Genomic DNA, 26045 nt, shown 5'->3' with positions numbered 1-26045 from the left:
CGGCCCGGCGGCGGCGTCGTGAGCGCGGCCATGATCGGCGGCGTGCCCGTCAACTCCGCGGCGCTGGCCGCGGCCAGGCGCGCCCAGGGCTCGATCTGGCTCTGGGTTGCGATCGGGATTGCTGCCTACCTCGCGCTGCCGTGGTACGCGATCCAGGACACCACCTGGTACCAGGCCATTCCACAGGTCTTCGGGTCGGCCGAGGGCGCCAATGGCGTGATGCAGGCGGCGACGCAAGGGCGCAGCTGGCTGTTCATCGGCCTGGCCGGCCTTGCGCTGTGCGCCGTCGGCGCGGCGATGCCGGCCGGGCGAGCGCAGGGGCGCTGGCTGCTGGCCGGGGGGCTGGTCGGTGCGCTCGGGCTTGCCGTCAGCGGCTTTGCGATTGGCGCGCGCGGCTGGAGTTTCGCGGCGCTCAACAGCAGCTTTGGCGAGCTCGCCATCAACCAGTTCGGCATCGGCGCCGGCGGCTTCGTTGCGCTCACCGCGCTGGTGCTGCTCACCGCCTTCGGACTGGCGCGGCTCGGCTTCTTCAAGGGCGACCTGTTCGTATCGGGCGCCGTCATCGGCTGCGGCGTGATGATGGCGTTGTTCATCGCCTATCCGGTCAGCAAGGCGCTGGCCGGCGCCTTCTTCAATGAAGACGGGCAATGGTCGATCACCGCCTTCGTCGCCCGCGTGTTCACCGAACGGATCTGGGGCCTCGGTTGCCTGGCCGGGGGCGTGCGCTGCGGCGTGGCCTGGAACACGCTCGCGCTGGCATTGCTCACCGCGGCCGGCACCACCTTCCTCGGCACGCTGATGGCGCTCATGGCCGAGCGGGGCGGCAAGCGCTGGCAGGGCCCGCTGCGCGTGCTCGCGCTGCTGCCGATCATCACGCCGCCGTTCGTCGTGGGCCTGGGCCTGATCCTGCTGTTCGGCCGCGCGGGCGTGGTCAACCAGGCGCTGGAGTCGTGGTTCGGCATCGAGCCGACGCGCTGGTTCTACGGCATGCCGGGCGTGCTGGTGGCGCAGCTGTTTGCGTTCACGCCGATCGCCTTCATGATCATGCGCGGCGTGGTGCAGGGCATCGCGCCGAGCCTCGAAGAGGCAGCGCAGATGCTGCGCGCCGACCGGCGCCGCACCTTCTTCACGATCACGCTGCCGCTCATGAAGCCGGGGCTGGCCAATGCCTTCCTGGTCGGCTTCATCGAAAGCATTGCCGACTTCGGCAACCCGGTCGTGGTGGGCGGACAGTTCTCGGTGCTGTCGACCGACATCTTCTTCGCCATCGTCGGTGCGCAGTACGACCAGGGCCGCGCCGCGTCGCTCGCCTGGATCCTCACGTTCTTTGCGCTGGCCGTGTTCGCCCTGCAGCGCGGCGTGCTCGGCAAGAAAAACTACACCACTGTCAGCGGCAAGGGCGATGCCGGCATCGCCATGGCGCTGCCCGACGGCGTGCGCCGCACGGTCTACTGCATCGCGTTTCCGTGGATCGTGTTCACGGTGGTGGTCTACCTGTTCGCGTTTGCGGGCGGTTTCGTGCAAACCTGGGGGCGCGACTACACCTTCACGCTGAACCACTTCAAGACCGCGTTCTCGCTGGAGTGGGGGCAGTTCGGACTGGTGTGGGCCGGCACCGCGTGGAACTCGCTGCTGACCACGCTCAAGCTCGCGGGCATTTCGGCACCGATCACCGCGGCGCTCGGGTTGCTCATCGCCTGGCTGCTGGCGCGCAACGAGTTCAAGGGGCAGGGCGCCTTCGAGTTCGGCGCGCTGCTGGCGTTTGCGATTCCGGGCACCGTGCTGGGCGTGAGCTACATCCTGGCCTTCAACGTGCCGCCGTTCGAACTCACAGGCACCGGGCTCATCATCGTGCTGTGCTTCATGTTCCGCAATCTGCCGGTCGGCGTGCGCGCCGGCACGGCGGCCTTCAAGCAGCTCGACCGCTCGCTCGACGAGGCGTCGCTGATGCTGCGCGCATCGACTTCGCAGACGCTGTTCAAGGTGGTGCTGCCGCTGCTGAAGCCGGCGCTGGTGGCCGCGCTGGTCTACAGCTTCGTGCGCGCGATGACGACGGTGAGTGCAGTGATCTTTCTGGTGACGGCCGAGAACGAACTCGCGACGACCTACATCATCGGCCGTGTCGGCAACGGCGACTACGGCGTGGCGCTGGCCTACTGCACGGTGCTGATCGTGCTGATGTCGGCCGCCATCGCGCTGATCCAGTTCGTGGTGGGGGAGCGCAAGCTGGGGCGGCGCAAGACGGGCGGCGTGGCTGCGCCGGTCGTGGTGGGACATTGAAGGAACAAGACATGACAGGCACCATGACGAACGGCATCGAGTTTCGCAACGTCACCAAGCGCTATGGCACCGACCCGTCGGCGCCGCTGGCGGTCAAGGGCATCAGCTTCGAAGTGCCGGTCGGCACGCTGACCACCATCCTCGGCCCCTCGGGCTGCGGCAAGACCACCACGCTGCGCATGATCGCAGGGCTGGAGTCGCCCACCTCGGGCTCGATCATCATGGGTGGCCGCGACGTCACCACGCTCGGCCCGGCCGAGCGCAACGTGAGCATGATGTTCCAGAGCTATGCGTTGTTCCCGCACATGAACGTGATCGAGAACGTCGGCTACGGCCTGAAGATGAGCGGCGTCAAGAAGGACGAGATTGCACGCCGTGCGCGCGACACGCTCAAGGGCGTCGGGCTGGTCGGCTTCGACGAACGCTTGCCGAGCGAGTTGTCGGGCGGCCAGCAACAGCGCGTGGCGCTGGCCCGTGCGCTCGTGCTGGAGCCGGCGGTGCTGCTGTTCGACGAGCCGCTGTCGAACCTCGACGCCCGCCTGCGGCGCGAGATGCGCGAGGAAATCCGCTCGCTGCAGCAGCGCCTCCAGCTCACCGTGGCCTATGTCACGCACGACCAGAGCGAGGCGCTCGCGGTGAGCGACCAGATCATCGTGATGGACCATGGCGTGATCGCGCAGCGCGGAACGCCCGAGCAGCTCTACGGGCGGCCCGAGAGCGAATTCGTCGCGGGCTTCATGGGTGAGGCCATGGTGTTCCCGGCCACCGCACACGCCGACGGGCAGGTCGGACTCGGCCCGTTGACGCTGACGCCGCGGCACGCGGTCGCGCCCGGCGCGGTCAAGGTGGCGGTGCGGCCCGAGGCCTGGCTGATCGGGCTGCCGGGCGGACTGCCCGCCACGTTGCGCAAGGCGGCCTACCTCGGCGGCTTCTACGAATACGGATTCGACACGGTGCTCGGCCCGGTGTTCGTGGTGTCGAACGATCTGGCCCGCCCGCTCGCGGCGGGCGCCGAAACCACGCTCACGCTGGGCACGCATGGCGTGTCGGTTGTGCCCGGCGCCGCCTGAACGCCACAGCCCCCATAGCCATTCGCGGTCGGGCTTCAGGGGCAGTTGTCGCCCTGCATCGGTGACCTGTATCCGCTCGTCCGGGTCGACCACTTCCTGAAATTTCCGTCCTCCGGTGGCCGGCGCTCCGTGGCGCGCCGGCCTCGCACCCCAATCCTGGCGCCCATTGGCGGGGAAAACCCCGATGGTCGACCTTTGCCGTGCTTTCTAAACTTTGGATTAGACATTCACATATGAATAAATATGCAATCATCGGAAAGTCTTGAGGTTTCAGCGCCGTTGACGGTCGATCGCGCGGCGGCGGCCCAATGGGCAGAACGTCGCCGCCATTGGCACGCCGCTTCGCCCGCGGAGCGCATCGCCCGTCTCGAAAGCGCCGGCCGCGCCAATCGCGCAACCGTCCTGCGCACCATTGCCCACGCCGGATTGGGTCATGTGGGCGGCGATCTGTCGGTGACCGACATCCTGGTGACGCTGTTCGAAGGCGTCCTGCGCATCGACCCGGAACAACCCGGCCTGCCCGGGCGCGACCGCTTCATCCTCAGCAAGGGCCATTGCGCTGCCGCGCTGTATTCGGTGCTTTCGTCATGCGGCTTTTTCCCGGCCACCCGGCTGGCCCATTTCGCCGGCCCGCTGTCGCCGTTGAACGGCCACCCGAACCGCGAGAAGATCCCCGGCGTCGAAACCAACACAGGTCCTCTGGGACACGGACTGCCGGTGGCCGTGGGCTGTGCCACCGCGGCCCAACTCGCCGGGCAGGACTGGCGCACCTATGTGGTTCTGGGTGACGGCGAATTGCAGGAAGGCAGCAACTGGGAGGCCGCGATGTATGCCGGGCACCGGCGCCTCGCATCGCTGACGGCAATCGTCGACCGCAACCGGCTTCAGCAGGGCGCGAGCACCGAGGCAACCAACGACCTGGAGCCCCTGGGCGACAAGTGGCGCGCCTTCGGCTGGGAGGTCATCACCGTTGATGGCCATTCGCATGCGGCCCTGCTCGAAGCCTTTGAACGGCCGCGCAACGAACGCCCGCGCGCAGTCATCGCCCAGACCGTGAAAGGCAAGGGCGTGTCGTTCATGGAGAACGGCGTGGAATGGCATCACAAGGTTCCCGGCGCAGAGCAGGTCGCCGCTGCACTGGCGGAACTGGGGGAAGCATGAGCAAGGACGTTCAGATTCCGGGCAGCTTCGACTGCAGGGTCGCATTTGCCGATGAGCTGACCGCGCTGGCGAAGCAGGATCCGCGCATCGTGGCGGTCTGCAACGACTCCGTCGGGTCGAGCAATCTGGTGGCGTTCCGCGCCGCGTTTCCGGATCGCGTGATCAATGTCGGCATCGCCGAGCAGAACATGGTGGGTGTTGCCGCCGGGTTGGCCAACGGCGGCTACCTTCCGTTTGTCTGCGCAGCCGCGCCCTTCCTCACCGGGCGGGCGCTGGAGCAGATCAAGGCCGACGTGGCGTACTCGAACTTCCCGGTCGTGCTGTGCGGCATGAGCCCGGGCATGGCCTACGGCGAGCTTGGCCCGACCCATCATTCGATCGAGGACCTGCCCTGGATGCGTGCGATCGCCAATCTCGCGGTGCTGGTGCCGGCCGACCCGGCCGAAACCCGTTCGGCCATGCGGGCCGTGGTCGCTTCGGGCAAGCCGGCCTATCTGCGCATCGGTCGCCACAAGGTTCCGGCCGTCACGCCGCCGGGCGCTGAATTCAGCATCGGCAAGGCGACGATCCTGCGCGACGGCAACGACATCGCGCTGATCGCCATCGGCACCATGGTGTCGCGCGCGCTGGCGGCCGCCGACCTGCTGGCCGAGGGCGGCATCGAGGCGCGCGTGATCAATGCCGCCTCGGTCAAACCCCTGGATGGCGATGTCATGCTGGCGGCAGCGCGTGAAACCGGCCGCATCGTCACGGTCGAGGAGGGCATCGTCTATGGCGGGCTCGGTTCGGCGGTTGCGGAGCTGGTTTCCCAATGGCATCCGGTGCCGATGCGCATCATGGGCGTGTCCGGTTTCGCGCCGACAGGCAACACCGATTTCCTGCTCGAGCACTTTGGCCTCACTGCCGCCGGCATCGTGCATCGGGCCAGCGAACTGGTGGCGCGGGAGCACTGAATGGGCGACCTCGTCCTTGCGGTCGACCAGGGCACCAGCGCCACCAAGTGCCTGCTGGTGGATGCCGGTGGCGCAGTTGTCGCCAAGGCAGTCGTCGCGCTGGGCGAACACTATCCGCAGCCCGGCTGGGTCGAGCAGGATGCCGAGGCGATCTGGCGCAGCGTGCAGCAGGCGGTGCAGCAATGTCTGGCTGCCCGGCCCGCCGACCGCGTGATTGCGGTGGGTCTGAGCACGCAGCGTGAGTCGGCCATGGTCTGGCGCCGTGCCGACGGCGCACCGGTGACGCCGCTGTTGAGCTGGCAGGATCAGCGTACCGTCGCGCTGCGCGACCGGTTGCAGGGCGAAGCAGGGGTGGCCGCCGCGGTGCGCGAGCGCTCCGGCCTGCCGCTGGATCCGATGTTCTCTGCGCTCAAGTTGGGCTGGCTGCTGGACCAGGTCGATCCGCAATGCACGCAGAGCGCGGCCGGTGCGCTGTGCGCCGGCACCGTCGATGCGTTCTTGCTGGCGCGCCTCGGTGCCGGGCATGTGATCGAGGTGGGAAACGCTTCGCGCACGCAACTTTTCAATGTGCACGACTTCGACTGGGACGATGAACTGCTGCGCCTGTTCCGCGTACCGCGCGCGGCCATGCCGCAAGTCGTGCCGTCGCTCGGCCGCTGCGCCGATGCGGGCAGATTGCATGCTTCGCTGCAGGGCGTTCCGGTGCAGGCCGTGATGGCGGACTCGCATGCGGCGCTGTTCGCGCATGGCGTCTATGCGCCCGGGCGGGTCAAGGCCACGCTGGGCACCGGCTCTTCGGTGATGGGGCTTTTCGACGGCACCGGCGTGCCGCATCCGGGGCTGTGCCTCACAGTGGCCTGGGACAGCGGCAGCGGACCGGTTCGGGCCCTCGAGGGCAACATCCGCGCGGCCGGTTCGACCCTGCGCTGGGTGGCCGAGCTCTTCGGTCTGGACAGTGCGAGCGCAGCCGAGCTGGCCGCCCGCAGCGACAGCGCCGGAGTCTGCCTGGTGCCCGCTTTCGGCGGGCTCGGCGCGCCCTGGTGGGATGCCAATGCCACGGGCCTGTTGAGCGGCCTCACCCTCGGCACCGGCAAGGGCGCGCTGCTGGCGGCCGCCGTCGAGTCGATCGCGCACCAGGTGGCCGATGTGATGGACGCGATGGACGCCAGCGTTCCGGGCATCGACCGGTTGCTGCTGGACGGAGGCCCGTCGCGCAATCCGCACCTGCTCGACCTGCTGTCGGCCGCCATTGCGCGGCCCGTCGTGCACTGCACCGATCCGGAACTGTCGGCGCTGGGCGTCGCCCATCTGGCAGGCCTCGGGGCCGGGCTCTGGGACTGGCAGGCGCTGCACGCGCTGCCACGCGCCCAGCACCAGACGTGCTCGACGCGACCGGTTGCCAGCATGCACGCGGCGCGCGGGCGCTGGGCGCATGCGGTGCGCCAGTCGCGCCTGGGTTCGTCGCCACCCGCCATCTCATCGACCAGAGGGACGCCATGAATGCACTTTCATCCGGAACGGTCGCTGCCGCGCCGCGGCAGCACCGATCCGCGCTCGACTTCCTGGTCGCACATGGACCCGAGCTCAGCCTGATCGTGTTGTGCATCGGTTTCGCGCTGTCGACCGACACGTTCCTGACTTTCAGAAACCTGCTGAACGTGCTGGACCAACTCACCGTGCTGGGGATCATGGCGCTGGGCATGACCGCTGTGATCGTGATCGGTGGCATCGACCTGTCGGTCGGCTCGGTGCTCGCGCTCTCGATGATGGTGATGGGCAGCCTCGCCAACGTGTTCGGCGTGCCGATGCCCCTGGCCATCGTCGCAGCGCTGGTCGTCGGTGCCGTGTGCGGTGCCGTTTCGGGCCTGCTGGTCACGCGTGCCAACCTGCCGGCGTTCATCGGCACGCTGGCCATGATGTCGATCGCGCGCGGACTGGCCAACATGGTGACGGACGGCTCGCAGATCGTCGGCTATCCCGACTGGTTTTCGGCCATGTCGATCAATCGCCACTTCGGTTTTCTCTCGATCACCGTGGCGCTGTTCATCGTGCTCACGGTACTGGCGGCGCTCTACATGAAGTACCGCACCGGCGGGCGTGCGCTCTACGCCATCGGCGGCAGCGCCGAAGTCGCGCGGCTGGCCGGCATTCCGGTCAAGCGCGTCACGCTGCTGGTCTACACCGTGTGCGGCCTGCTCGCCGGCCTGGCGGGCGTGGTGATGTCGACGCGGCTCGATTCATCACAGCCCAGCGGCGGCCTGGGCTACGAACTGGACACCATTGCCGCCGTGGTGATCGGCGGCGCGAGCCTGTCCGGCGGTGTCGGAACGATCTGGGGAACCCTGATGGGCGTGCTGACCATCGGGGTGCTGCGCAACGGCCTGAACCTGGTCGGCGTGTCGCCCTTTGTTCAGCAAATCATCATCGGCGTCGTGATCGTGCTGGCGGTTGCGGTCGACGCCAACAAGCGTCGAATCCGCTAGGAAAGGAAGGCGGCCAACACTGAACACATCACCCACGAACTGCATGCCGACGCCAGTTGCGTCATTCACAACACAGTCAACAAATCCAGGAGCCAACATGTTCAAGTTCAAACTCAAGAAAATCATCGTCATTGCAGGACTGGCTGCCCTCGCGGCATCCGGTGGCGCGCAGGCCCAGACCAAGAAAATCGGCCTGGCCGTGGCCAACCTGCAGGCCGAATTCTTCAACATGATCAAGCAGTCGGTCGAGGCCTACGGCAAGGAAAAGGGCTACACCATCATCACGGTTGATGCCAAGGGCGACGCCACCACGCAGGTCAACCAGATCCAGGATCTGTTGACGCAGAAGATCGATGCGCTGATCTACATCCCGGCTGGTGCCACCGCCGCGTCGGTGCCGGTCAAGGCCGCGCGCGCCGCCGGCATTCCGGTCGTCAGCGTCGACCGCAACGCCGATGGCGCACCGGGAGACACCTTCATCCGCGGCGAGTCGATCAAGGCCACGACCGAACTTGGCGAATGGATCTGCAAGCAAAGCGGCGGCAAGGGCAATGCTGTCGTCATCCACGGCCAGAAGGGCACCTCGCCAGAAGTCGACCGCATGAAGGGCTTCGTGGCGGGCCTGTCCAAGTGCCCCGGCGTCAAGATCACGCAAAACCAGTTCACCGAGCGGTGGGCGGCCGATGAAGGCGCCAAGATCGCGCAGGACATGCTGCAGCGCGACCCGAGCATCAACGTCATCTTCGGCCAGGCCGATGGCATCGCGCTGGGTGCGGCGCAAGCGGTCAAGCTGGCCAAGCCGGCACAGAAGGTCTGGGTGGTGGGCTACGACGGCGACGTCGGGGGCCTGAAGGCGGTGCAAAGCGGCGGGCTGGACGCCACCGTGACGCAGCCCACCTTCACCATGGGCCGCATGGCGGTGGATGCAGTCACCGACCTGCTCGCCGGCAAGAAGCCGCCGGTCGACCAGCCGATGGAAGGCGTGCTGACGACCAAGGCCAACGTCGACAAGTTCCTGAAGAGCCACCCCTGACGCAGGTGGCAGGCCGCGCGGGCGCTGCCTGCCCGGAGCGGCCACCATGCCATCCAACCAACAAGGTGAAGCTATGTCGGGACTGGTGCTGAAGAACGTCGGCAAGACCTACTACGGGAACACCGTTCTGCGGGGTGTCGACCTCGAAGTCAGGCCGGGTGAACTGGTGGCGCTGCTGGGGGAGAACGGTGCCGGCAAGTCGACGCTGTCGTCCATCATTGCCGGCGTCATCCCGCCCGACACCGGTGCGGTGATGACATGGCAGGGCGAGCCCTATGCGCCACGCAGCCCGGCGGATGCGCTGCACGCCGGCATCGGCCTGATCCACCAGGAGATGCGCCTGCTGCCGGAGCTGTCGATCGCCGAGAACGTGTTCGTCGGTCACTGGCTCATGAAAGGCGGGCGCATCGACATGGCCACCATGGTCGAGCGCGCGCAGCGCCAGCTCGAACGGTTGGGCCTGGACGTGCCGGCCACGCGCAAGGTCGGCACCCTGCGCGTGGCGGCGCAGCAGCAGGTGGAAATTGCCAAGGCGCTGACGCTCGATGCGCGCCTGTTGATCCTGGACGAACCGACGGCGGCACTCGGGGACGAGGAAACCGACCGCCTGTTCGAACAGGTGCATCGCCTGAAGGCCGAAGGCATGTCGTTCATCTACGTGAGCCACCGGCTGGCCGAGATTGCCAGGGTGGCCGACCGCATCGTGGTGCTTCGCGACGGCGCCCAGGTGGCGCAGCACGACACCGCCCAGGTGCCGACCACCCAACTGGTGCGCGAGATGGTGGGGCGCAGTGTCGACCGGCTGTTTCCGGACATCGCTGAACCCGTGACCGGCGAGGCAGCGCTGGAAGTCGAAGGGCTGACCGCGCCCGACGGAAGCTTTCGGGACATCTCGTTTGCGGTGCGACCGGGCGAGGTGTTCGGCTTTGCCGGCATCGTCGGCGCCGGTCGGACCGAACTGATGCGCGCCATCGCGGGCATCGATCCGATCGCCAGCGGCCGCGTGTCGATGCAGGGCAAAACCCTGACCCTCAATTCGCCGATGGACGCCATACGTGCGCAGCTCGTGCTGGTGCCCGACGACCGCAAGGCACTTGGCGTGGTGTTGCCGCATTCGATTGCCGACAACTGCGCCTACAACAACTTCGACCAGGTCGCCCCGAATGGCTGGATCAGCCCCGCGCGGGCGGCCGAGTTCGCGGCCGGCTTGATCCGCAGGCTCGGCGTCAAGGGGACGCCGGCGCAGGCCGCGGGAAGTCTTTCGGGCGGCAACCAGCAGAAGGTGGTGATCGCCAAATGGGTGGCGCGCGATCCGCGGGTGATCATCCTCGACGAGCCCACGCGCGGTATCGACGTCGGTGCACGCGCCGCGATCTACGAGGTGATCGCCGAACTGGCCCGCAAGGGCATGGCCGTGATCGTCGTGAGCTCGGATCTCGACGAGGTGCTGGGTCTGTCGCACCGCGTGATGGTGATGGCCCGGGGCGAGACGCGCGGCGTGCTGACGCGGGCCGAAGCCAGCGGGCCGCGTGTGATGGAATTGGCCGTGTCCTGACTACCGGTCGTCCGTCGATGCCCACACCCCGCCAACCCTCGCACGACCTGCTGCGCCTGACCACCCGAGTGGCCACCATGTACCACGAGCGCCGCATCGGCCAGGCGCGCATCGCCGAGCAGCTCGGGCTTTCGCAGGCGCGCGTGTCGCGCTTGCTCAAGCAGGCGGGGGAGCTCGGCATCGTGCGCACCACGGTGCAGGTGCCGGCCGGCGTGCATGCCGAGGTTGAGGAAAAGATCGAGCTGCAGTACGGGCTCGACGAGGCACTGGTGGTCGAGATGACCGATGGTGCCGCGCAGGATGACGAGCAATCGAGCCAGGCCCTGTCGGCCACGGCGGCCAACTACCTCGAGCTTTCGGTGCCGACTTGGCGCCATATCGGCGTCTCGTCGTGGAGCGCGACGCTGCTGCACGCGGTCAATGTGATGCGGGCGACCGGCCCCGGTGAAACGGAGAGCGTGGTGCAGGTGATGGGCGGACTGGGCTTCGCGGCGTCGCAGGTGTTTGCCACGCGTCTCACCGAACGGCTGGCGCAGCTGGCCAAGGCCGAGGCGATCTTCATGCTCGCCCCCGGCGTGGTGTCCAGCCTCGCAACCAAGGAGGTGCTGCTCAACGACCCCTCCTGCGTGGCTGCGCTGGGCCACTTCGACGAGCTGTCGGCACTGCTGATGGGCGTCGGTGCGATTCCGCCCTCGCGCATGCTGCGCGAGAGCGGGAACGTGTTCACCGAGCAGGATCTCGAGGATCTGCGCGAGGCCGGCGCGGTCGGTGATGTCTGCATGCGCTTTTTCGATGCAGAGGGCCGGCACCTGCGCACGCCGTTCGACCAGCGCGTGCTCGGCATCGACGTCGAGCAGATCCGGCGCACGCGCCGGCGCGTCGCCGTGGCCGCCGGCGAACGCAAATTCGAAGCAATCCGGGCCGCGCTGCGCGGTGGCTGGATCAGCACCCTGATTACCGACCTGGGCACCGCGCAGCGCCTGCTGGCCGCGCCCTGACATTAAAGAACTTGTGATGGACCTCTTCGACTTGAACAACGAGATCGCACTGGTGACCGGTGCCGGCAGCGGCATTGGCCAGCGTCTGGCGATCGGGCTGGCCGAGGCTGGCTGCGCAGTTGCCTGTTTCGATCTGGCCACCAGTGCCGGACTGGAGCAGACAGCCGAAGAAATACGGCAGCGTGGCGGGCGCGCACTGACCTTCAAGGGCGATGTGACACAGGCCGACGATCTGGCCGAAGCGGTGCGCCGTACCGAGGTCGAGCTCGGTGCGTTGAGCGTGGCGCTCAATTGTGCGGGCATTGCCAACGCGGCCGCGGCCGAGGAGATGCCGCTGGCGCAGTGGGAGCGCCTGATGGCGATCAACCTGACCGGTGTGTTCCTGTCGTGCCAGGCGCAGGCCCGCGTCATGCTGCCGCGCCGACGCGGCACGATCGTCAACATCGCATCGATGTCCGGCAGCATCGTCAACCGCGGCATCCTGCAGGCGCACTACAACAGTTCCAAGGCCGGCGTGATCCATCTCAGCAAGAGCCTGGCCATGGAATGGAGCGACCGCGGGGTGCGCGTCAACAGCATCAGCCCCGGCTACACGCTGACGCCGATGAACCTGCGCCCCGAGGTCGCCGAGCAGCGCAAGGTCTTCGAGCGCGACACGCCATTGGGCCGCATGGCGACGGTCGACGAGCTGGTCGGCCCGGCCGTGTTCCTTGCCAGCAAGGCCTCGTCTTTCTGCACCGGCGTCGACCTCGTGGTCGATGGTGGATTCGTCTGCTGGTAGGGGGCCGCATGCCACAACGATTCGAAGGCAAGGTGGTGGTGATCACGGGTGGCAGCCGCGGCATCGGCAAGAGCATTGCAGAGCGCTTTGCGCGCGAGGGTGCGAGCGTGTGCGTTGCGGCCAACGAGCCGCTGGTGCATGAAACCGCCGCAGCCCTGCGTGCCGGCGGCGCGAAAGCGATCTCGGCGGCCGTGGACGTGACAAGTCGCGAGGAGGTCAAAGCCATGTACGACCGCGTGGCGCAGGAACTTGGCGAAGTCGATGTGTCGGTCCAGAACGCCGGCGTCATCACGGTGGCCCGGCTCGAGGACATGACCGAGGCGGAGTGGGACAAGGTGCTGGCCGTCAACACCAAGGGCGTGTTCCTGTGCTGCCAGGAAGCTGCGATCCGCATGCGCAGCGGCGGCAAGAAGGGGCGTCTCATCAATACCGCTTCGGGCCAGGCCCGCCAGGGCTTCATCTACACGCCGCACTATGCGGCCAGCAAGTTCGGCGTGCTCGGCATTACCCAGAGCCTGGCCAAGGAGTTGGCCTCGACCGGCATCACGGTCAACGCCTTTTGCCCCGGCATCATCAGCACCGACATGTGGGCCTACAACGATGCGGCCTGGGGCAGGCTGATGGGCGACTACAAGCCCGGCGAACTGATGGCCGAATGGGTGGCAGGCATTCCGATGGGCCGCGCCGGCACCGGCGAAGACGTGGCCGGGCTGGTGGCCTTCCTGGCGTCGGAGGACGCGTCCTACATCACGGGCCAGACCATCAACGTGGACGGCGGCATGTTCATGTCCTGAGCTTGCAGGCGAAGCTGCACCGCAAACCAGGACAACGCAATAACGTACAGGCAACTGTCAAAGCGCCGTCAGATAATGTTTCGATGAACCAACTCGATGCCCTCCGCCAGTGGACCACCGTTGTCGCCGACACAGGTGATTTCAAGCAGATCAGTGCTTCCAAACCGCAGGATGCGACCACCAACCCGTCGCTGATCCTCAAGGCCGTGCAGAAGCCCGAATACCGGCCGCTGCTCGACGAGGCCGTCAAAAAGCACGCCGGCAAACCGATCGACGAGGTGATCGACCGGCTGCTGGTGCGCTTCGGCACTGAGATCCTGACGCTGGTGCCGGGCCGTGTCTCGACCGAAGTCGACGCGCGCCTGTCGTTCGACACGGCCGCCACCATCGCGCGGGGTGAGCGCATCGTCGCGATGTACCGCGCCGAAGGCGTCGACACCGAAAAGCAGTTGCTGATCAAGGTCGCCTCGACCTGGGAAGGCATCCAGGCTGCGAAGGCGCTGGAGCAGAAGGGCATCCACTGCAACCTCACGCTGCTGTTCTCGTTCGCGCAGGCAGTGGCCTGCGGCGCGGCCGGCGTCAAGCTGATCTCGCCGTTCGTCGGCCGCATCTACGACTGGTACAAGAAGTCCGCCGGTGCCAAGTGGGACGAGGCCGCCAACGCCGGCGCCAACGACCCCGGCGTCAAGTCGGTGCGCGAGATCTTCGACTACTACAAGCACCACGGCATCGCGACCGAGGTGATGGGTGCGAGCTTCCGCAACACCGGCCAGATCGCCGCGCTCGCGGGCTGCGACCTGCTGACGATCAGCCCCGAGCTGCTGGCCGAGTTGGCTGCCAGCGACGCACCGCTGACCCACGCGCTCGACGCCAAGGCGGCCAAGTCGCACGACATTCCGAAGGCCAGCTTCGACGAGCCGGGCTTTCGCTTCGCGCTCAACGAGGACGCGATGGCTACCGAGAAACTGGCCGAGGGCATCCGCGCGTTTGCCGCCGATGCGATCAAGCTCGAAAAGCTCATGGGCGGCCAATGAGCACGCGCTGCGACCGGGCACCGGGCTGGGCCCAACTGCAGGCGCACCACGACGGCGAGGGGCGCGGCTTCGACCTGCGCCGCGCCTTCGCGGCCGATGCCGGCCGCTTTGCCGCTTTCAGCCAGGAGGCGCCACACCTCTTCGCCGACCTGTCGAAGAACCTGATCGACGCGCCGACCGAGGCGTTGCTGATCAAGCTGGCGCGCGAATGCGGGCTCGAAGCGCACCGCGACGCGATGTTCGCGGGCCAGCACATCAACAGCACCGAGGACCGCGCCGTGCTGCACACGCTGCTGCGCAGCCCGGCCGCCACGCCCGAGGTGCTGCAGACGCTCGACGCGATGCTGGCCTATGCCGAGCAGGTGCGCAGCGACCACACGATCACCGACGTGGTCAACATCGGCATCGGCGGCTCCGACCTCGGGCCCCAGATGGCGGTGCTGGCGCTCGATGAGTTCGTGGCGCCGGGCAAGCGCTTTCATTTCGTCTCGAACGTCGACGGCCATGAGCTGGCCGGCGTGCTCAAGGGGCTGGCGCCGGAGCACACGCTGTTCCTGATCGCGTCGAAGACCTTCACCACGGCCGAGACCATGACCAACGCGCTCTCGGCCAAGCGCTGGTTCGAGCAGTCGGGCAGCGTCGATGTCGCGCGCCACTTTGCTGCGCTCACCACCAACGTCGAGGCGGCGAAGCAATTCGGCATCGACACGACCTTCGGTTTCTGGGACTGGGTCGGCGGCCGCTATTCGCTCTGGTCGGCGATCGGACTGCCGATTGCGCTGGCGATCGGCGGCGAGGGCTTCAAGCGCCTGCTGGCCGGCGCACACGCGATGGACGAGCACTTCCGCACCGCGCCGCTCGAGCGGAACCTGCCGGTGCGGCTGGGCCTGCTCGACGTCTGGTACCGCAACTTCCACCGCTTCACGACGCGCAGCATTGCGCCCTACCACAGCGCCCTGAAGCGCCTGCCGGCCTACCTGCAGCAGCTGGAGATGGAGAGCAACGGCAAGCAGGTCGACATCGACGGCAAGCCGCTGCCGTACGGCACCTCACCGGTGCTTTGGGGCGAACCCGGCACCAACGGCCAGCACGCCTACTTCCAGATGCTGCACCAGGGCACCGACGTGACGCCGCTGGAGTTCGTCGCGGTGCGCGATGCCTCGCACGATCTCGAGGGCCATCATGCCAAGCTGCTGGCCAATTGCATCGCGCAGGCACAGGCGCTGATGGTCGGCAAGGCCGATGCCGGCGGCCACCGGAATTTTCCGGGCAACCGACCGAGCACTTTCTTCGTATTCGAGAAGCTCACGCCCGAAGCGCTCGGCGCCTTCCTCGCGATGTACGAGCACCGCGTGTTCACCAGTGGCGCGCTGTGGGGCATCAACAGCTTCGACCAGTGGGGCGTGGAGCTGGGCAAGGTGCTCGCGAAGGACATCGAGCCGCGGCTCGCGTCCGGCGATGCCAAGGGCCTGGATGGGTCGACCGCCGGCCTGCTGGCACGGTTGCGGCAGGGCTGAGCGCAGATTTGTCGCGGAATTCGAACGACCCGTCGATATGATGGCCGCGGGGTTTTCCCGTGGGATCAAAAAGAGGAGTTGTTCAACATGAATTTCATGCAAGCGGTTCAGGTCTGCCTGAGCAAATACGTCGACTTCAGCGGCCGCGCACGCCGTTCCGAGTTCTGGTGGTTTTCGCTGTTCCAGTTCATCGTTGCGATCGTGGCCTCGTTTCTCGGCGACATCGTCTCGTCGGTTGTCGGCCTCGCCCTTCTGTTGCCGGCCCTGGCCGTCGGTGCGCGACGGCTGCACGACATCGGCAAGTCGGGTTGGCTGCAGCTGATCGTGCTGATCCCGCTGCTCGGCATCCTCGTGCTCATCTATTTCTGGGTACAGCCCGGCGCGACCGAATCGAATGCGCATGGCGAAGTGACGGCCTGACCCGCCGCTTTCCCCGCCTCCAGGGCCGCAGCTTGCGGCCCTTTTTCATGGGCGATCGCAAAATCGGGTTACATCCTGTATTGCCGCTGCTAGGGAATCCACCAGTCAACTGGTGCATGAAAGTATCGAAGCCGACAAACGAAGTACCAAAAATGCTTCCCTGAGTCTCCAGAATCCGGCCACGGCGACAGCACGGTCGCTGCCTACAAGGAGACATTTCATGAAGCGTTTTATCAAGGCCGGCCTCGTTGTCGCACTCGCAGGCGCCGGCCTGGCCCAGGCCGCCACCGAACTCGTCATCGCCACCGTGAACAACGGCCACATGATCGAGATGCAGAAGCTCACGCCCATCTTCGAGAAGGCCAACCCGGACATCAAGCTCAAGTGGGTCACGCTGGAAGAAGGCACGCTGCGCCAGCGCGTGACGACAGACATCGCCACCAAGGGCGGCCAGTTCGACGTGATGACCATCGGGCTCTACGAAACGCCGATCTGGTCGAAGAAGGGCTGGCTCAAGCCGATCGCCACCGACGCCGCCTATGACACGGACGACCTGCTGCCGGCCATTCGCAGCGGCCTGTCGCTCGACGGCAAATTGTTCGCCGCACCGTTCTACGGCGAGAGCTCGATGCTGATGTACCGCAAGGATCTGGCCGACAAGGCCGGCATCAAGATCGCGGAGCAGCCGACCTGGGCTCAGGTCAGGGAGTTCGCCGCCAAAGCGCACGACCCGAAGGCCGGCGTGTACGGCATGTGCCTGCGCGGCAAGCCCGGCTGGGGCGACAACATGGCCTTCCTGACGACCCTGGTCAACACCCATGGTGGCCAGTGGTTCGACATGCAGTGGAAGCCGCAGATCGACACCAAGCCGTGGAAGGACGCGATCAACTTCTACGTCGACATCATGAAGAACTACGGCCCGCCCGGTGCGTCGGCCAACAGCTTCAACGAGAACCTTGCGCTCTTCAACGAAGGCAAGTGCGCGATGTGGGTGGATGCGACCATCGCCGCCTCGTTCATCTCCGATCCGAAGCAGTCGAAGGTGGCCGACAAGGTGGCCTACGCGCAGGCACCCGTTGCGGTCACGCCGAAGGGCGCCAACTGGCTGTGGTCGTGGAACCTCGCGATTCCCGCCAGCTCGACCAAGGACGCCGCGGCGCAAACGTTCATCAAGTGGGCCACCTCCAAGGACTACATCAAGCTGGTCGCCAAGGAAACGGGATGGAACACCGTGCCCACCGGCACCCGCAAGTCGACCTACGCGACGCCTGAATTCCAGAAGGTCGCCAAGTTTGCCGATGCCGAAAAGAAGGCCATCGATTCGGCCAACCCGAATGACAGCACGCTGCCCAAGTCGCCGTACGTCGGTGTGCAGTACGCAGCCATTCCCGAGTTCCAGGCCATCGGCGTGGCCGTGGGCCAGCAGATGAGCGCAGCGCTCGCGGGCAAGGTGACGGTGGACGAGGCGCTCAAGACTGCGCAGACCGCGGCAGAACGCGAGATGAAAAAGGCCGGCTACTACAAGTGAAGTGAGGTGAGGTTCCGGGCCGGCGCGCCGATGCGCGCCGGCCCGGATTTTTCCATCGCTGACGGGGACTGCCGCCATGAAAAGACTATTGCCTCGGGCGCTGATGGCGCCGGCCGTGCTCACGCTCTTCCTGTGGATGATCGTGCCGCTTCTGATGACGTTGTACTTCTCGTTCGTGAACTACAACCTCATGCAGCCCGGCGAACATCCGTTCGCGGGCCTCGAGAATTTCCACTACTTCGTGACCGACCCCGACTTCTGGCCGGCGGTGTCGAACACGCTGCAATTGATCGGCAGCGTGATCGTGATCACGGTGGTGTTCGGCGTGCTGCTGGCGCTGCTGGTGAACGAGCCGTTTCCCGGCCGCGGCATCGTGCGCGTGCTGCTGATCTCACCCTTCTTCGTCATGCCCACGGTCAATGCGCTGCTGTGGAAGCACATGATGATGAACCCGATCTACGGCGTGCTGGCCGACCTGTGGCGCTTCTTCGGCGCCCAGCCGGTCGACTGGCTGACCGACCTGCCGCTGCTCTCCGTGATCATCATGGTGGCCTGGCAATGGCTGCCCTTCGCCTGCCTGATCTTCATCACGTCGCTGCAGTCGCTCGACCGCGAGCAGATGGAAGCGGCGCGCATGGACGGCGCCACGGCGCCGCAGCGCTTTTTCTACCTGACCCTTCCGCATCTCGGCCGTCCGATGGCGGTGGTGATCATGATCGAGATGATCTTTCTGCTCAGCGTGTTCGCCGAGATCGCGATCACGACCAACGGTGGGCCGGGCAATGCGAGCACCAACCTGACCTACATGATCTTCAAGCAGTCGCTGATGAACTTCGACGTGGGCGTGGCCTCGGCCGGTGCACTGTTCGCGGTGATCCTGGCCAACATCGTCGCGGCCTTCCTCGTGCGCATCATCGGCAAGAACCTCGACTGATCGGCAAGGACTCACCATGCAACCCAACCCGTTGTTCACCGTCCTGCGCACCTTCGGTGCCTGGGCCGCGGCGCTCTTGCTGTTCTTTCCGCTGGGCTGGCTGTTCCTCACCGCGTTCAAGACCGAACTGCAGGCCATCCACGTGCCGCCGCTCTTCATTTTCGAGCCGACGATGGAGAACTTCACCGAGGTGCAGCGCCGCAGCGACTACCTGCTGTACGCGCGCAACTCGCTGATCACGAGCGTGGGCTCGACCATCCTCGGCCTGTTGATCGCGGCGCCCGCGGCGTATTCGATGGCGTTCTTTCGCACCAGGCGAACGCGCGACATCCTGATGTGGATGCTGTCGACCAAGATGATGCCGGCGGTCGGCGCGCTGGTGCCGATCTACGTGCTGGCGCAAACCGCCGGCATGCTGGACTCGCTCACCGCGCTGACCATCGTGTTCACGCTGTCGAACCTGCCGATCATGGTCTGGATGCTCTACACGAGCTACAAGGACATTCCGAACGAGATTCTCGAAGCGGCGCGCATGGACGGCGCCAGCCTCTGGACGGAGTTCCGCCACGTCGTGATGCCGCTGTCGGTTGGCGGTCTCGCATCCTGCGGCCTGCTGTGCCTGGTGCTGAGCTGGAACGAAGCTTTCTGGGCACTCAACCTGGTCTCGGCCAAGGCCGGCACGCTGGCCACGCTGATCTCGCAGTACTCCAGCCCGGAAGGCCTGTTCTGGGCCAAGTTGTCGGCCGCCTCGCTGATGGCCATCGCGCCGATCGTGGTGTTCGGCTGGTTCAGCCAGAAGCAGCTGGTGCAAGGCCTGACCTTCGGCGCCGTGAAATGAACTCGCCCCCAGTCTGCGCGCACTGCGTGTCGCTCCGCCAACCCCCGACCGGGGGCGCTGCCTACAGCCCGGCAAAGCCGGTTCTGCGGCAGCCCTGGAATGAAGCCCTTGCGCTTCTCCCGGCAAACCACTGACAAGCATCAAAGGAGACGTTTCTATGGCTTACCTCGAACTCCAGAACATCACGAAGAGCTTCGGCGACGCGCACATCATCAAGGGCGTCAACCTCGAGATCAACAAGGGCGAGTTCATCGTCTTCGTCGGGCCGTCGGGCTGCGGCAAGTCGACGCTGCTGCGGCTGATCGCGGGCCTCGAACCCACTTCCGGCGGCAAACTGATGCTGGACGGCCGGGACATCACCAACGTGGCCTCGGGCAAACGGGACCTCGCGATGGTGTTCCAGAGCTATGCGCTGTATCCGCACATGAGCGTGGCCGACAACATGTCGTTCGCGCTCAAGCTCGCCAACGTGCCCAAGGACGAGATCCGCAAGAAGGTGGACTACGCCGCCCGGCAGCTCAACCTCACGCAATACCTCGACCGCACGCCCAAGGAGCTGTCCGGCGGCCAGCGCCAGCGCGTCGCCATCGGTCGTGCCATCGTGCGGGCACCCAAGGTGTTCCTGTTCGACGAACCGCTGTCCAACCTCGATGCGGCGCTGCGCGGCAACACGCGCGTCGAGATCCACAAGCTGCACGTGGCGCTCGGCGCCACCAGCATCTACGTGACGCACGACCAGGTCGAGGCCATGACGCTGGCCGACCGCGTGGTGGTGCTAAAAGACGGCCTGATCGAGCAGGTCGGCTCGCCCATGGACCTGTACGACCGCCCGGTCAACCAGTTCGTCGCGCAATTCATCGGCATGCCTTCGATGAACATGGTGCCGGCCGCTGCCATTCCGAGCTTCTCGTCCCAGACCGGCGGCAGGCTACCGAGCGACGGCTTTCTCGGCGTGCGCCCCGAAGGCCTGCACGTGCACCCCGGCCACGGCGCCGGCGTGCCGGGCCGGGTCGACCTGGTCGAGGCGCTCGGCGCCGACACGCTGATCCACGTCGACGTCGGCGGCGTCCCTCTGATCGCGCGCCAGAACGAGCGCACGCCGCTGCGCGTCGGCGACGACGTCGGTGTGGAACTCGACCCCTCGGTGCTGCACCTGTTCACCCGCGAAGGGCAGGCGGTTGCCGCATGACACTCGCAGCAGTGCCGGATGCCGGCTCCGTGGTGCTCCACCTGGGGCTCGGCTCTTTCCACCGTGCGCACCAGGCGGTCTATCTGCAGCAGCTGATCGATGCGGGCGACACGCGCTGGTCGATCTGCGGTGCCAACCTGCGGCCCGACATGGCCGACGTGCTGGCCGCGCTGCAGGCGCAGGGCGGTGCCTACACGCTCGAGACGGTGACACCCGAGGGCGTCTACAGCTACAAGCGCATCGCATCGATCCGCGAGGTGCTGCCGTACGAACCAACACTCGCGTCAGTGATCGCGCGCGGCGCTGCTGCCGCCACGCGCATCGTGTCGTTCACGGTGACCGAGGCGGGCTACTACCTCGACGCCAAGGACAGGCTCGACCTCTCGTTCACCGAGCTCGCAGCCGACATCGAAAGTGCCCGCCACGGCAAGCCGGGCCAGACCATCTATGGCGCCGTCTGCGCGATCCTGCGGGCGCGGCGGGCGGCCGATGCCGGCCCGGTCACGCTGCTCAACTGCGACAACCTGCGCCACAACGGCGAGCGCTTTCGCGGCGGGTTGCTCGAGTTCGTCGAGCGCAGCGGCGACACGGCTTTGCACGCCTGGGTGCAGGCCAACACCACCTGCCCCAACGCGATGGTCGATCGCATCACGCCGCGCCCGCCGCCTGAACTGCGCGAGCGCGTGCACGCGGCCACGGGCTGGGACGACGCCGCACCGGTCACCGGCGAGAGCTTCATCCAGTGGGTGATCGAGGACGACTTCATTGCTGGCCGACCCGAATGGGAGCGCGTCGGCGTGCAGTTGGTCGAGTCAGTACAGCCTTATGAAGAAGCCAAGATCCGCCTGCTCAATGCCACGCACAGTTGCATCGCGTGGGCCGGCACTCTGATTGGGCTGCAGTTCATCCACGAAGGCACGCACACGCCGGCGATCCGGAAGATGGCCTTCGACTACGTGACCGACGACGTGATCCCCGTGCTGAGCACGCCAGGTGCGCCGAGCCCGATCGACTTGCCTGCGTACCGCGATGTGGTGCTCGACCGCTTCGGCAACCCCGCCATCCGCGACACCAACCAGCGCGTGGCAATGGACGGCTTCGCGAAAATTCCCGGCTTCGTCGCGCCTACCGTGCGTGAACGGCTCGCGCGCAATGAAGGCATCGACAGCGTGGCCATGCTGCCCGCACTGTTTCTGGCCTTCCTGCAGCGCTGGCACCGTGGCGAACTCTCCTACGCCTACCAGGATCAGGCCATGGATCCGGCGGTCGCGCATGCCATCTGCGATGCGGCCGACCCGGTTGCGGCGTTTGGTGCCGACATCCCGCTCTGGGGCTCTCTGGCGGGTGATGCGCGGCTGGTCGATGCGCTGCGCCGTGCCAGCGCGCGCGTCGCGACTTTCGTATCAACAAGGAATCTGAAATGACGGACAAGAACAGCGGCCGCCTCGTGGGCCGCCATGTGCTGGTGACCGGCGCCGGCGGCGGCATCGGCCTCGCTATCGCCGAAGCCTGCATCGCCGAAGGTGCGCGCTGCAGCGTGGTCGACCGTGGGCCGCAAGCCCCCGAAGCCGTGCGCGCGCTGATGCAGCACCATCCCGACGCGCTGGCGTATATCGGCGCCGACGTCACCGACATGGCGGCCATCGCCCACATGCTCGCCGTGGCACAGGCGCGCTTCGGCGCGATCCACACGCTGGTCAACAATGCGGCCGTGTTCGACATGGCACCGCTGCTCGAAAGCAACGAAGCCTCGTTCGATCTGCTGTTCGCTGTCAACGTCAAGGGCATGTTCTTCGTGATGCAGGCGGTGCTGCGCCACATGGTCGAGGCCGGCACGCAGGGCGCATCGGTCGTGAACCTGGCCTCGCAGGCCGGCCGGCGCGGCGAGGCGCTGGTGTCGCATTACTGCGCAACCAAGGCGGCCGTGATCAGCTACACGCAAAGCGCTGCGCTCGCGATGGCGCCGCACGGCATCCGCGTCAACGGCATCGCGCCGGGCGTGGTCGATACACCGATGTGGGCCGGTGTCGACGCGCTGTTCGCCAGGTACGAGAACCTTCCGATCGGCGAGAAGAAGCGCCGGGTCGGCCTCGAAGTGCCGCTCGGCCGCATGGGCAGCCCGGCCGAGATGGCAGGGGCCGTGGTGTTCCTGGCCAGCGACGATGCGCGCTACATCACCGCGCAGACACTCAACGTCGACGGTGGTAGTGTGATGAGCTGAACCTGTACGCCGAGGTTTTGATGTCCACCGTCCGCACCCGCCAGACCCCGCGCCACCGCCAGCCCGAGCTCGAGCACGACTTCGCGCGCTCGCCGGCGCTGGGCTACGAGAAACCCGAAGAAGTCGGCTGGGTGCGTTGCCTGGCGCACGGCTATCCGAGCCCGCTCGCGCGCTGGCATTGCCACGACGAGTACGAGCTGCACCTGATCACAGGCACCTCGGGCAAGGCCTTCGTGGGCGACTGGATCGGGCCGTTCCAGCCGGGGCATCTGGTGCTGTGCGGGCCGCGCTTGCCGCACAACTGGATTTCGCTCGACGCGCCCGACGAAGGCGTTGCCACGCGCGACCTCGTGATCCAGTTCCGGCACGATCCGATCGAGCGGGCCGTCCAGCAGATCCCCGAACTCGCGGAAGTGCAGCAACTGCTGGAGCGCGCGCGCCACGGCATCGAGTTTTTCGGGCTGTCGGAGCGCGCCGAACAGCACTGGGTGGCGGTGAAGGCTGCGCGCGGACTGCGCCGGCTGGCAGCGTTCTGCGACTTTCTGGCCGACCTGTCGGAGTGCACGGACTACCGCTTGCTCTCGAGCGTGCAGATGAAGGGCGCGGAGGGCAATGCCGAAGTCGACCAGATCAATGCCATCGTCAACCGCATCACCGACAACGTGGCCGAGCCGATCGTGATGGCCGACGTGGCGGCCGAACTCGGCATGAGCGAGAGCCGTTTCAGCCGCTTCTTCCGGCGCTCGACCGGCAACAGCTTCACCGACTTCGTGAACCGCGTGCGCATCAACAATGCCTGCCACCTGCTGATGCAGACCGACCACTACGTCACCGACATCTGCTACCAGGTCGGCTTCAACAACGTCGCCAATTTCAATCGGCGCTTTCTCGAGATCAAGGGCATGACGCCCAGCGAGTTCCGGCGCCAGTCCGACAGCCGCTTCGGCGGCGCGCACTGAGCGCCGCGCCGGGCCGCCCCAAGCAAGCTCGCACCGCAGTGCGCAGCACGGAGGGTTTGAAATGTGAACGCCATGTACCTGGGACTCGACCTCGGCACGTCCGAGCTGAAGGCACTGCTGCTCGCGGACGACCACCGCATCGTCGGCGTGGCACGCGCCGCGCTCACCGTGAGCCGGCCGCAGCCGCTGTGGTCGGAGCAGGCGCCGGCGCAGTGGTGGGGCGCGCTGGAGTCGGTGATGCAGCAGCTGGGCACGCAGCACACCGCAGCGCTCGCGGCAGTGCGGGCCATCGGCCTGTCGGGCCAGATGCATGGTGCCGTGCTGCTCGACGACAAGGAAGAAGTGGTGCGCCCCGCGATCCTCTGGAACGACGGCCGCAGCGCCGCACAGTGCGCGCAGCTCACGGCCGCCGTGCCACGCCTCGGCGAGATCACGGGCAACCTCGCGATGCCGGGGTTCACCGCGCCCAAGCTGCTGTGGGTGCGCGAAAACGAGCCTGAACTGTTCGCCCGCACGCGCCGCGTGCTGCTGCCGAAAGACTGGTTGCGGCTGATGCTGGGCGGCGAGGCCGTGAGCGAGATGTCCGATGCGTCGGGCACCTTGTGGCTGGACGTCGGCCGACGCGACTGGTCCGATGAACTGCTCGCCGCCACCGGCCTCACCCGCGCCCACATGCCGCGGCTGGTCGAGGGCAGCGAGGTGTCCGCGACGCTCAAGCCCGCGCTGGCCGCGCGTTGGGGCCTGGGCCCCGGGGTGCGCATCGCGGGCGGCGCGGGCGACAACGCGGCCAGCGCCGTCGGCATGGGCCTGGTCGCGCCAGGGCAGGGTTTCGTGTCGCTCGGCACCTCGGGCGTGATCTTCGTGTCGGGCGCCGCGTTCGCGCCCAATCCGGCGCAGGCGGTGCATGCGTTTTGCCATGCGCTGCCGGGACGCTGGCACCAGATGTCGGTGATGCTTTCCGCCGCGAGCGCCGTGAGCTGGGCCGTGCGCGCCTTCGGCTTCGCCGATGAGACGGGGTTGCTCGCTGAGGCCGCGACGTTGTCGCCCGAGGCCCGCGCCCGCGCGCCGCTGTTTCTGCCTTACCTGTCCGGCGAACGCTCGCCGCACAACAATGCGCGGGCGCAGGGCGTGCTGTTCGGCCTGACCCCTGCGCACGGACCGGCCGACATGGCCTATGCGGTGGTCGAGGGCGTGAGCTTCGGGCTGCGCGACGGACTCGACACGCTGGAGCGGCCCGGCGGCGATCTGGCGCTGGTCGGTGGTGGCGCGCGCAGCAGCTGGTGGGCCCAGTTGCTAGCTGACATTCTGGAAGTGCCGCTCGCACTGGGCGAGGGCGGCGAAGCCGGCGGCGCGCTGGGTGCGGCGCGGCTGGCCTGGCTGGCCGATGGCGGCACGGTGGAAAGCGTTTGCCGCCCGCCACGGCTCAAGCAGCGTTTCGTGCCCGAGGCAACGCAGGCCGGCGCGTACCGCTCGCGGCATCTGCGCTTCCGTGGGCTCTACTCAGCGCTGAAGCCGCACTTCGCGCCCTGAGGCGCGCAAGTCGTTCAGGCTCCCGTTCCCACGAGCACCGGGGTCGCGCGGTAGCGGTCTGCGAAAAGGCGCTGGAGCTCTGCGATCTTCGGCAGGTCGTGCTGGACGATGTACGGATTGCGCGGGTTGCGCGTCAGGTAGTCCTGGTGATAGCTCTCGGCCGTGAAGAAGCGCTTTTGCAGTTCGATGGTCGTGACGATCGGTTTGCTGCCGAAGGTCTTGGCCTGCGTGAGCTCTGCGATATAGGCCTGCGCGATGCGCGCCTGCTCGAGGTTCTGCGCAAAGATGGTCGAGCGGTACTGGGTGCCCGTATCGGGCCCCTGCCGGTTCAACTGCGTCGGGTCGTGCGCCACCGAAAAGAAGATCTGCAGGATGCGCGCATAGCTGATCTGGCGCGGGTCGTAGCTGATGCGCACCGCCTCCGCATGGCCAGTGCGGCCCGAGCCCACATCCTCATAGCGGGCGGTGTTTTCCGCGCCGCCCGCATAGCCTGACACCGCGCCGCTCACGCCCTTGACGTGCTGGAACACGCCCTGCACGCCCCAGAAGCAGCCGCCGGCGACGACGGCGACTTCGTTCGCGTTGCCTGGCGGCGGGGCCGGATCGGTCGACGGCGCTGGCAGCACGACAGCGGCTTCGGCCGCGACGGCACGGCCGCCGAACCAGACCGCACCGCCGGCCATCAAGGCCAACGCCGCCAGCAAGGCCCGGCGGCCAGCGAGAGAAGGAGCGACTTTGTTCATGGCCGCAGTGTGCGCCAACCGTCC

At 67.0% G+C, this 26045-nt stretch carries 23 protein-coding genes; 22 read left to right on the top strand and 1 reads right to left on the bottom strand.

All coding sequences use genetic code 11. From position 1 onward, the window contains the following. The first annotated feature begins 30 nt into the window (after positions 1–30). The 22 genes from QTI05_RS04450 (at position 31) to xylB (ending at position 25278) form a co-directional block, all read left to right on the top strand. Positions 31–2280 carry an ABC transporter permease gene (locus QTI05_RS04450; RefSeq protein ID WP_444812887.1) on the top strand — a complete coding sequence of 750 codons (2250 nt, stop codon included), beginning with the start codon at positions 31–33 and terminating at the stop codon, positions 2278–2280. A 23-nt stretch (positions 2281–2303) separates the two neighbouring features. Next, positions 2304–3350: an ABC transporter ATP-binding protein gene (locus tag QTI05_RS04445; RefSeq protein WP_286623365.1), complete on the top strand. Its 1047-nt coding sequence runs from the start codon at positions 2304–2306 to the stop codon at positions 3348–3350. Between the two features lie 279 nt (positions 3351–3629). Continuing rightward, entirely contained in the window at positions 3630–4511 is an 882-nt protein-coding gene (locus QTI05_RS04440) for a transketolase (protein ID WP_286623059.1), read from the top strand. Beyond that, positions 4508–5464, top strand: coding sequence for a transketolase family protein (locus tag QTI05_RS04435; RefSeq protein WP_286623058.1), 957 nt, complete (start codon positions 4508–4510; stop codon positions 5462–5464). Before QTI05_RS04440 ends, QTI05_RS04435 begins: the two co-directional genes overlap by 4 nt. After that, positions 5465–6964: an FGGY family carbohydrate kinase gene (locus tag QTI05_RS04430; protein ID WP_286623057.1), complete on the top strand. Its 1500-nt coding sequence runs from the start codon at positions 5465–5467 to the stop codon at positions 6962–6964. Continuing rightward, positions 6961–7947, top strand: a complete 987-nt coding sequence (locus tag QTI05_RS04425) for an ABC transporter permease (protein ID WP_286623056.1) — start codon at positions 6961–6963, stop codon at positions 7945–7947. The genes QTI05_RS04430 and QTI05_RS04425 overlap by 4 nt, the downstream gene beginning before the upstream one ends. 97 nt (positions 7948–8044) lie before the next feature. Next, entirely contained in the window at positions 8045–8980 is a 936-nt protein-coding gene (locus QTI05_RS04420) for a sugar ABC transporter substrate-binding protein (RefSeq protein ID WP_286623055.1), read from the top strand. 73 nt (positions 8981–9053) lie between these two features. After that, entirely contained in the window at positions 9054–10535 is a 1482-nt protein-coding gene (locus QTI05_RS04415; protein ID WP_286657785.1) for a sugar ABC transporter ATP-binding protein, read from the top strand. A 17-nt stretch (positions 10536–10552) separates the two neighbouring features. After that, the gene (locus QTI05_RS04410) at positions 10553–11533 is read left to right on the top strand and encodes a sugar-binding transcriptional regulator (RefSeq protein WP_286541832.1); all 981 of its coding nucleotides are present in this window, start codon (positions 10553–10555) and stop codon (positions 11531–11533) included. A 1-nt stretch (position 11534) separates the two neighbouring features. Beyond that, positions 11535–12314, top strand: coding sequence for an SDR family oxidoreductase (locus QTI05_RS04405; protein ID WP_286541833.1), 780 nt, complete (start codon positions 11535–11537; stop codon positions 12312–12314). A gap of 8 nt (positions 12315–12322) precedes the next feature. Next, on the top strand, positions 12323–13108 hold the full coding sequence (locus QTI05_RS04400) for an SDR family oxidoreductase (RefSeq protein ID WP_286623051.1): 786 nt from the start codon (positions 12323–12325) through the stop codon (positions 13106–13108). A gap of 83 nt (positions 13109–13191) precedes the next feature. Beyond that, positions 13192–14142, top strand: coding sequence for a transaldolase (gene tal / locus QTI05_RS04395; RefSeq protein ID WP_286623050.1), 951 nt, complete (start codon positions 13192–13194; stop codon positions 14140–14142). After that, entirely contained in the window at positions 14139–15659 is a 1521-nt protein-coding gene (gene pgi / locus QTI05_RS04390) for a glucose-6-phosphate isomerase (protein ID WP_286623048.1), read from the top strand. The genes tal and pgi overlap by 4 nt, the downstream gene beginning before the upstream one ends. Before the next feature lie 87 nt (positions 15660–15746). Then, positions 15747–16079, top strand: coding sequence for a DUF805 domain-containing protein (locus tag QTI05_RS04385; protein ID WP_286623046.1), 333 nt, complete (start codon positions 15747–15749; stop codon positions 16077–16079). A 220-nt stretch (positions 16080–16299) separates the two neighbouring features. Continuing rightward, positions 16300–17607, top strand: a complete 1308-nt coding sequence (locus QTI05_RS04380) for an ABC transporter substrate-binding protein (RefSeq protein WP_286541838.1) — start codon at positions 16300–16302, stop codon at positions 17605–17607. A gap of 76 nt (positions 17608–17683) precedes the next feature. Next, complete coding sequence (locus tag QTI05_RS04375; protein ID WP_286623044.1) at positions 17684–18541, top strand: carbohydrate ABC transporter permease; 858 nt, start codon at positions 17684–17686, stop codon at positions 18539–18541. 16 nt (positions 18542–18557) lie between these two features. Beyond that, a complete protein-coding gene (locus tag QTI05_RS04370; RefSeq protein ID WP_286623043.1) occupies positions 18558–19379 on the top strand; it encodes a carbohydrate ABC transporter permease in 822 nt (273 codons plus the stop codon). 157 nt (positions 19380–19536) lie between these two features. Beyond that, a complete protein-coding gene (locus tag QTI05_RS04365; RefSeq protein ID WP_286541841.1) occupies positions 19537–20568 on the top strand; it encodes an ABC transporter ATP-binding protein in 1032 nt (343 codons plus the stop codon). Further along, positions 20565–21992 (top strand): D-arabinitol 4-dehydrogenase, encoded by a 1428-nt coding sequence (dalD, locus tag QTI05_RS04360; protein WP_286623042.1) that lies wholly within the window; start codon positions 20565–20567, stop codon positions 21990–21992. Before QTI05_RS04365 ends, dalD begins: the two co-directional genes overlap by 4 nt. Next, positions 21989–22789, top strand: a complete 801-nt coding sequence (locus QTI05_RS04355; RefSeq protein WP_286623041.1) for an L-iditol 2-dehydrogenase — start codon at positions 21989–21991, stop codon at positions 22787–22789. Before dalD ends, QTI05_RS04355 begins: the two co-directional genes overlap by 4 nt. 20 nt (positions 22790–22809) lie before the next feature. Beyond that, entirely contained in the window at positions 22810–23748 is a 939-nt protein-coding gene (locus tag QTI05_RS04350) for an AraC family transcriptional regulator (RefSeq protein WP_286623040.1), read from the top strand. 72 nt (positions 23749–23820) lie between these two features. After that, on the top strand, positions 23821–25278 hold the full coding sequence (gene xylB, locus QTI05_RS04345; protein ID WP_286623363.1) for a xylulokinase: 1458 nt from the start codon (positions 23821–23823) through the stop codon (positions 25276–25278). Positions 25279–25292: 14 nt separating this feature from the next. Here xylB and msrA read toward each other — a convergent pair whose 3' ends face one another. Continuing rightward, positions 25293–26021: a peptide-methionine (S)-S-oxide reductase MsrA gene (gene msrA, locus QTI05_RS04340; protein WP_286623039.1), complete on the bottom strand. Its 729-nt coding sequence runs from the start codon at positions 26019–26021 to the stop codon at positions 25293–25295. Positions 26022–26045: the final 24 nt, after the last annotated feature.

Source organism: Variovorax fucosicus (assembly GCF_030316825.1).
GTDB classification, from domain to species: Bacteria; Pseudomonadota; Gammaproteobacteria; order Burkholderiales; family Burkholderiaceae_C; genus Variovorax; species Variovorax fucosicus.
Note: the sequence above shows the minus strand (reverse complement) of the source record. Positions and strands in the feature narration are given on the sequence as shown.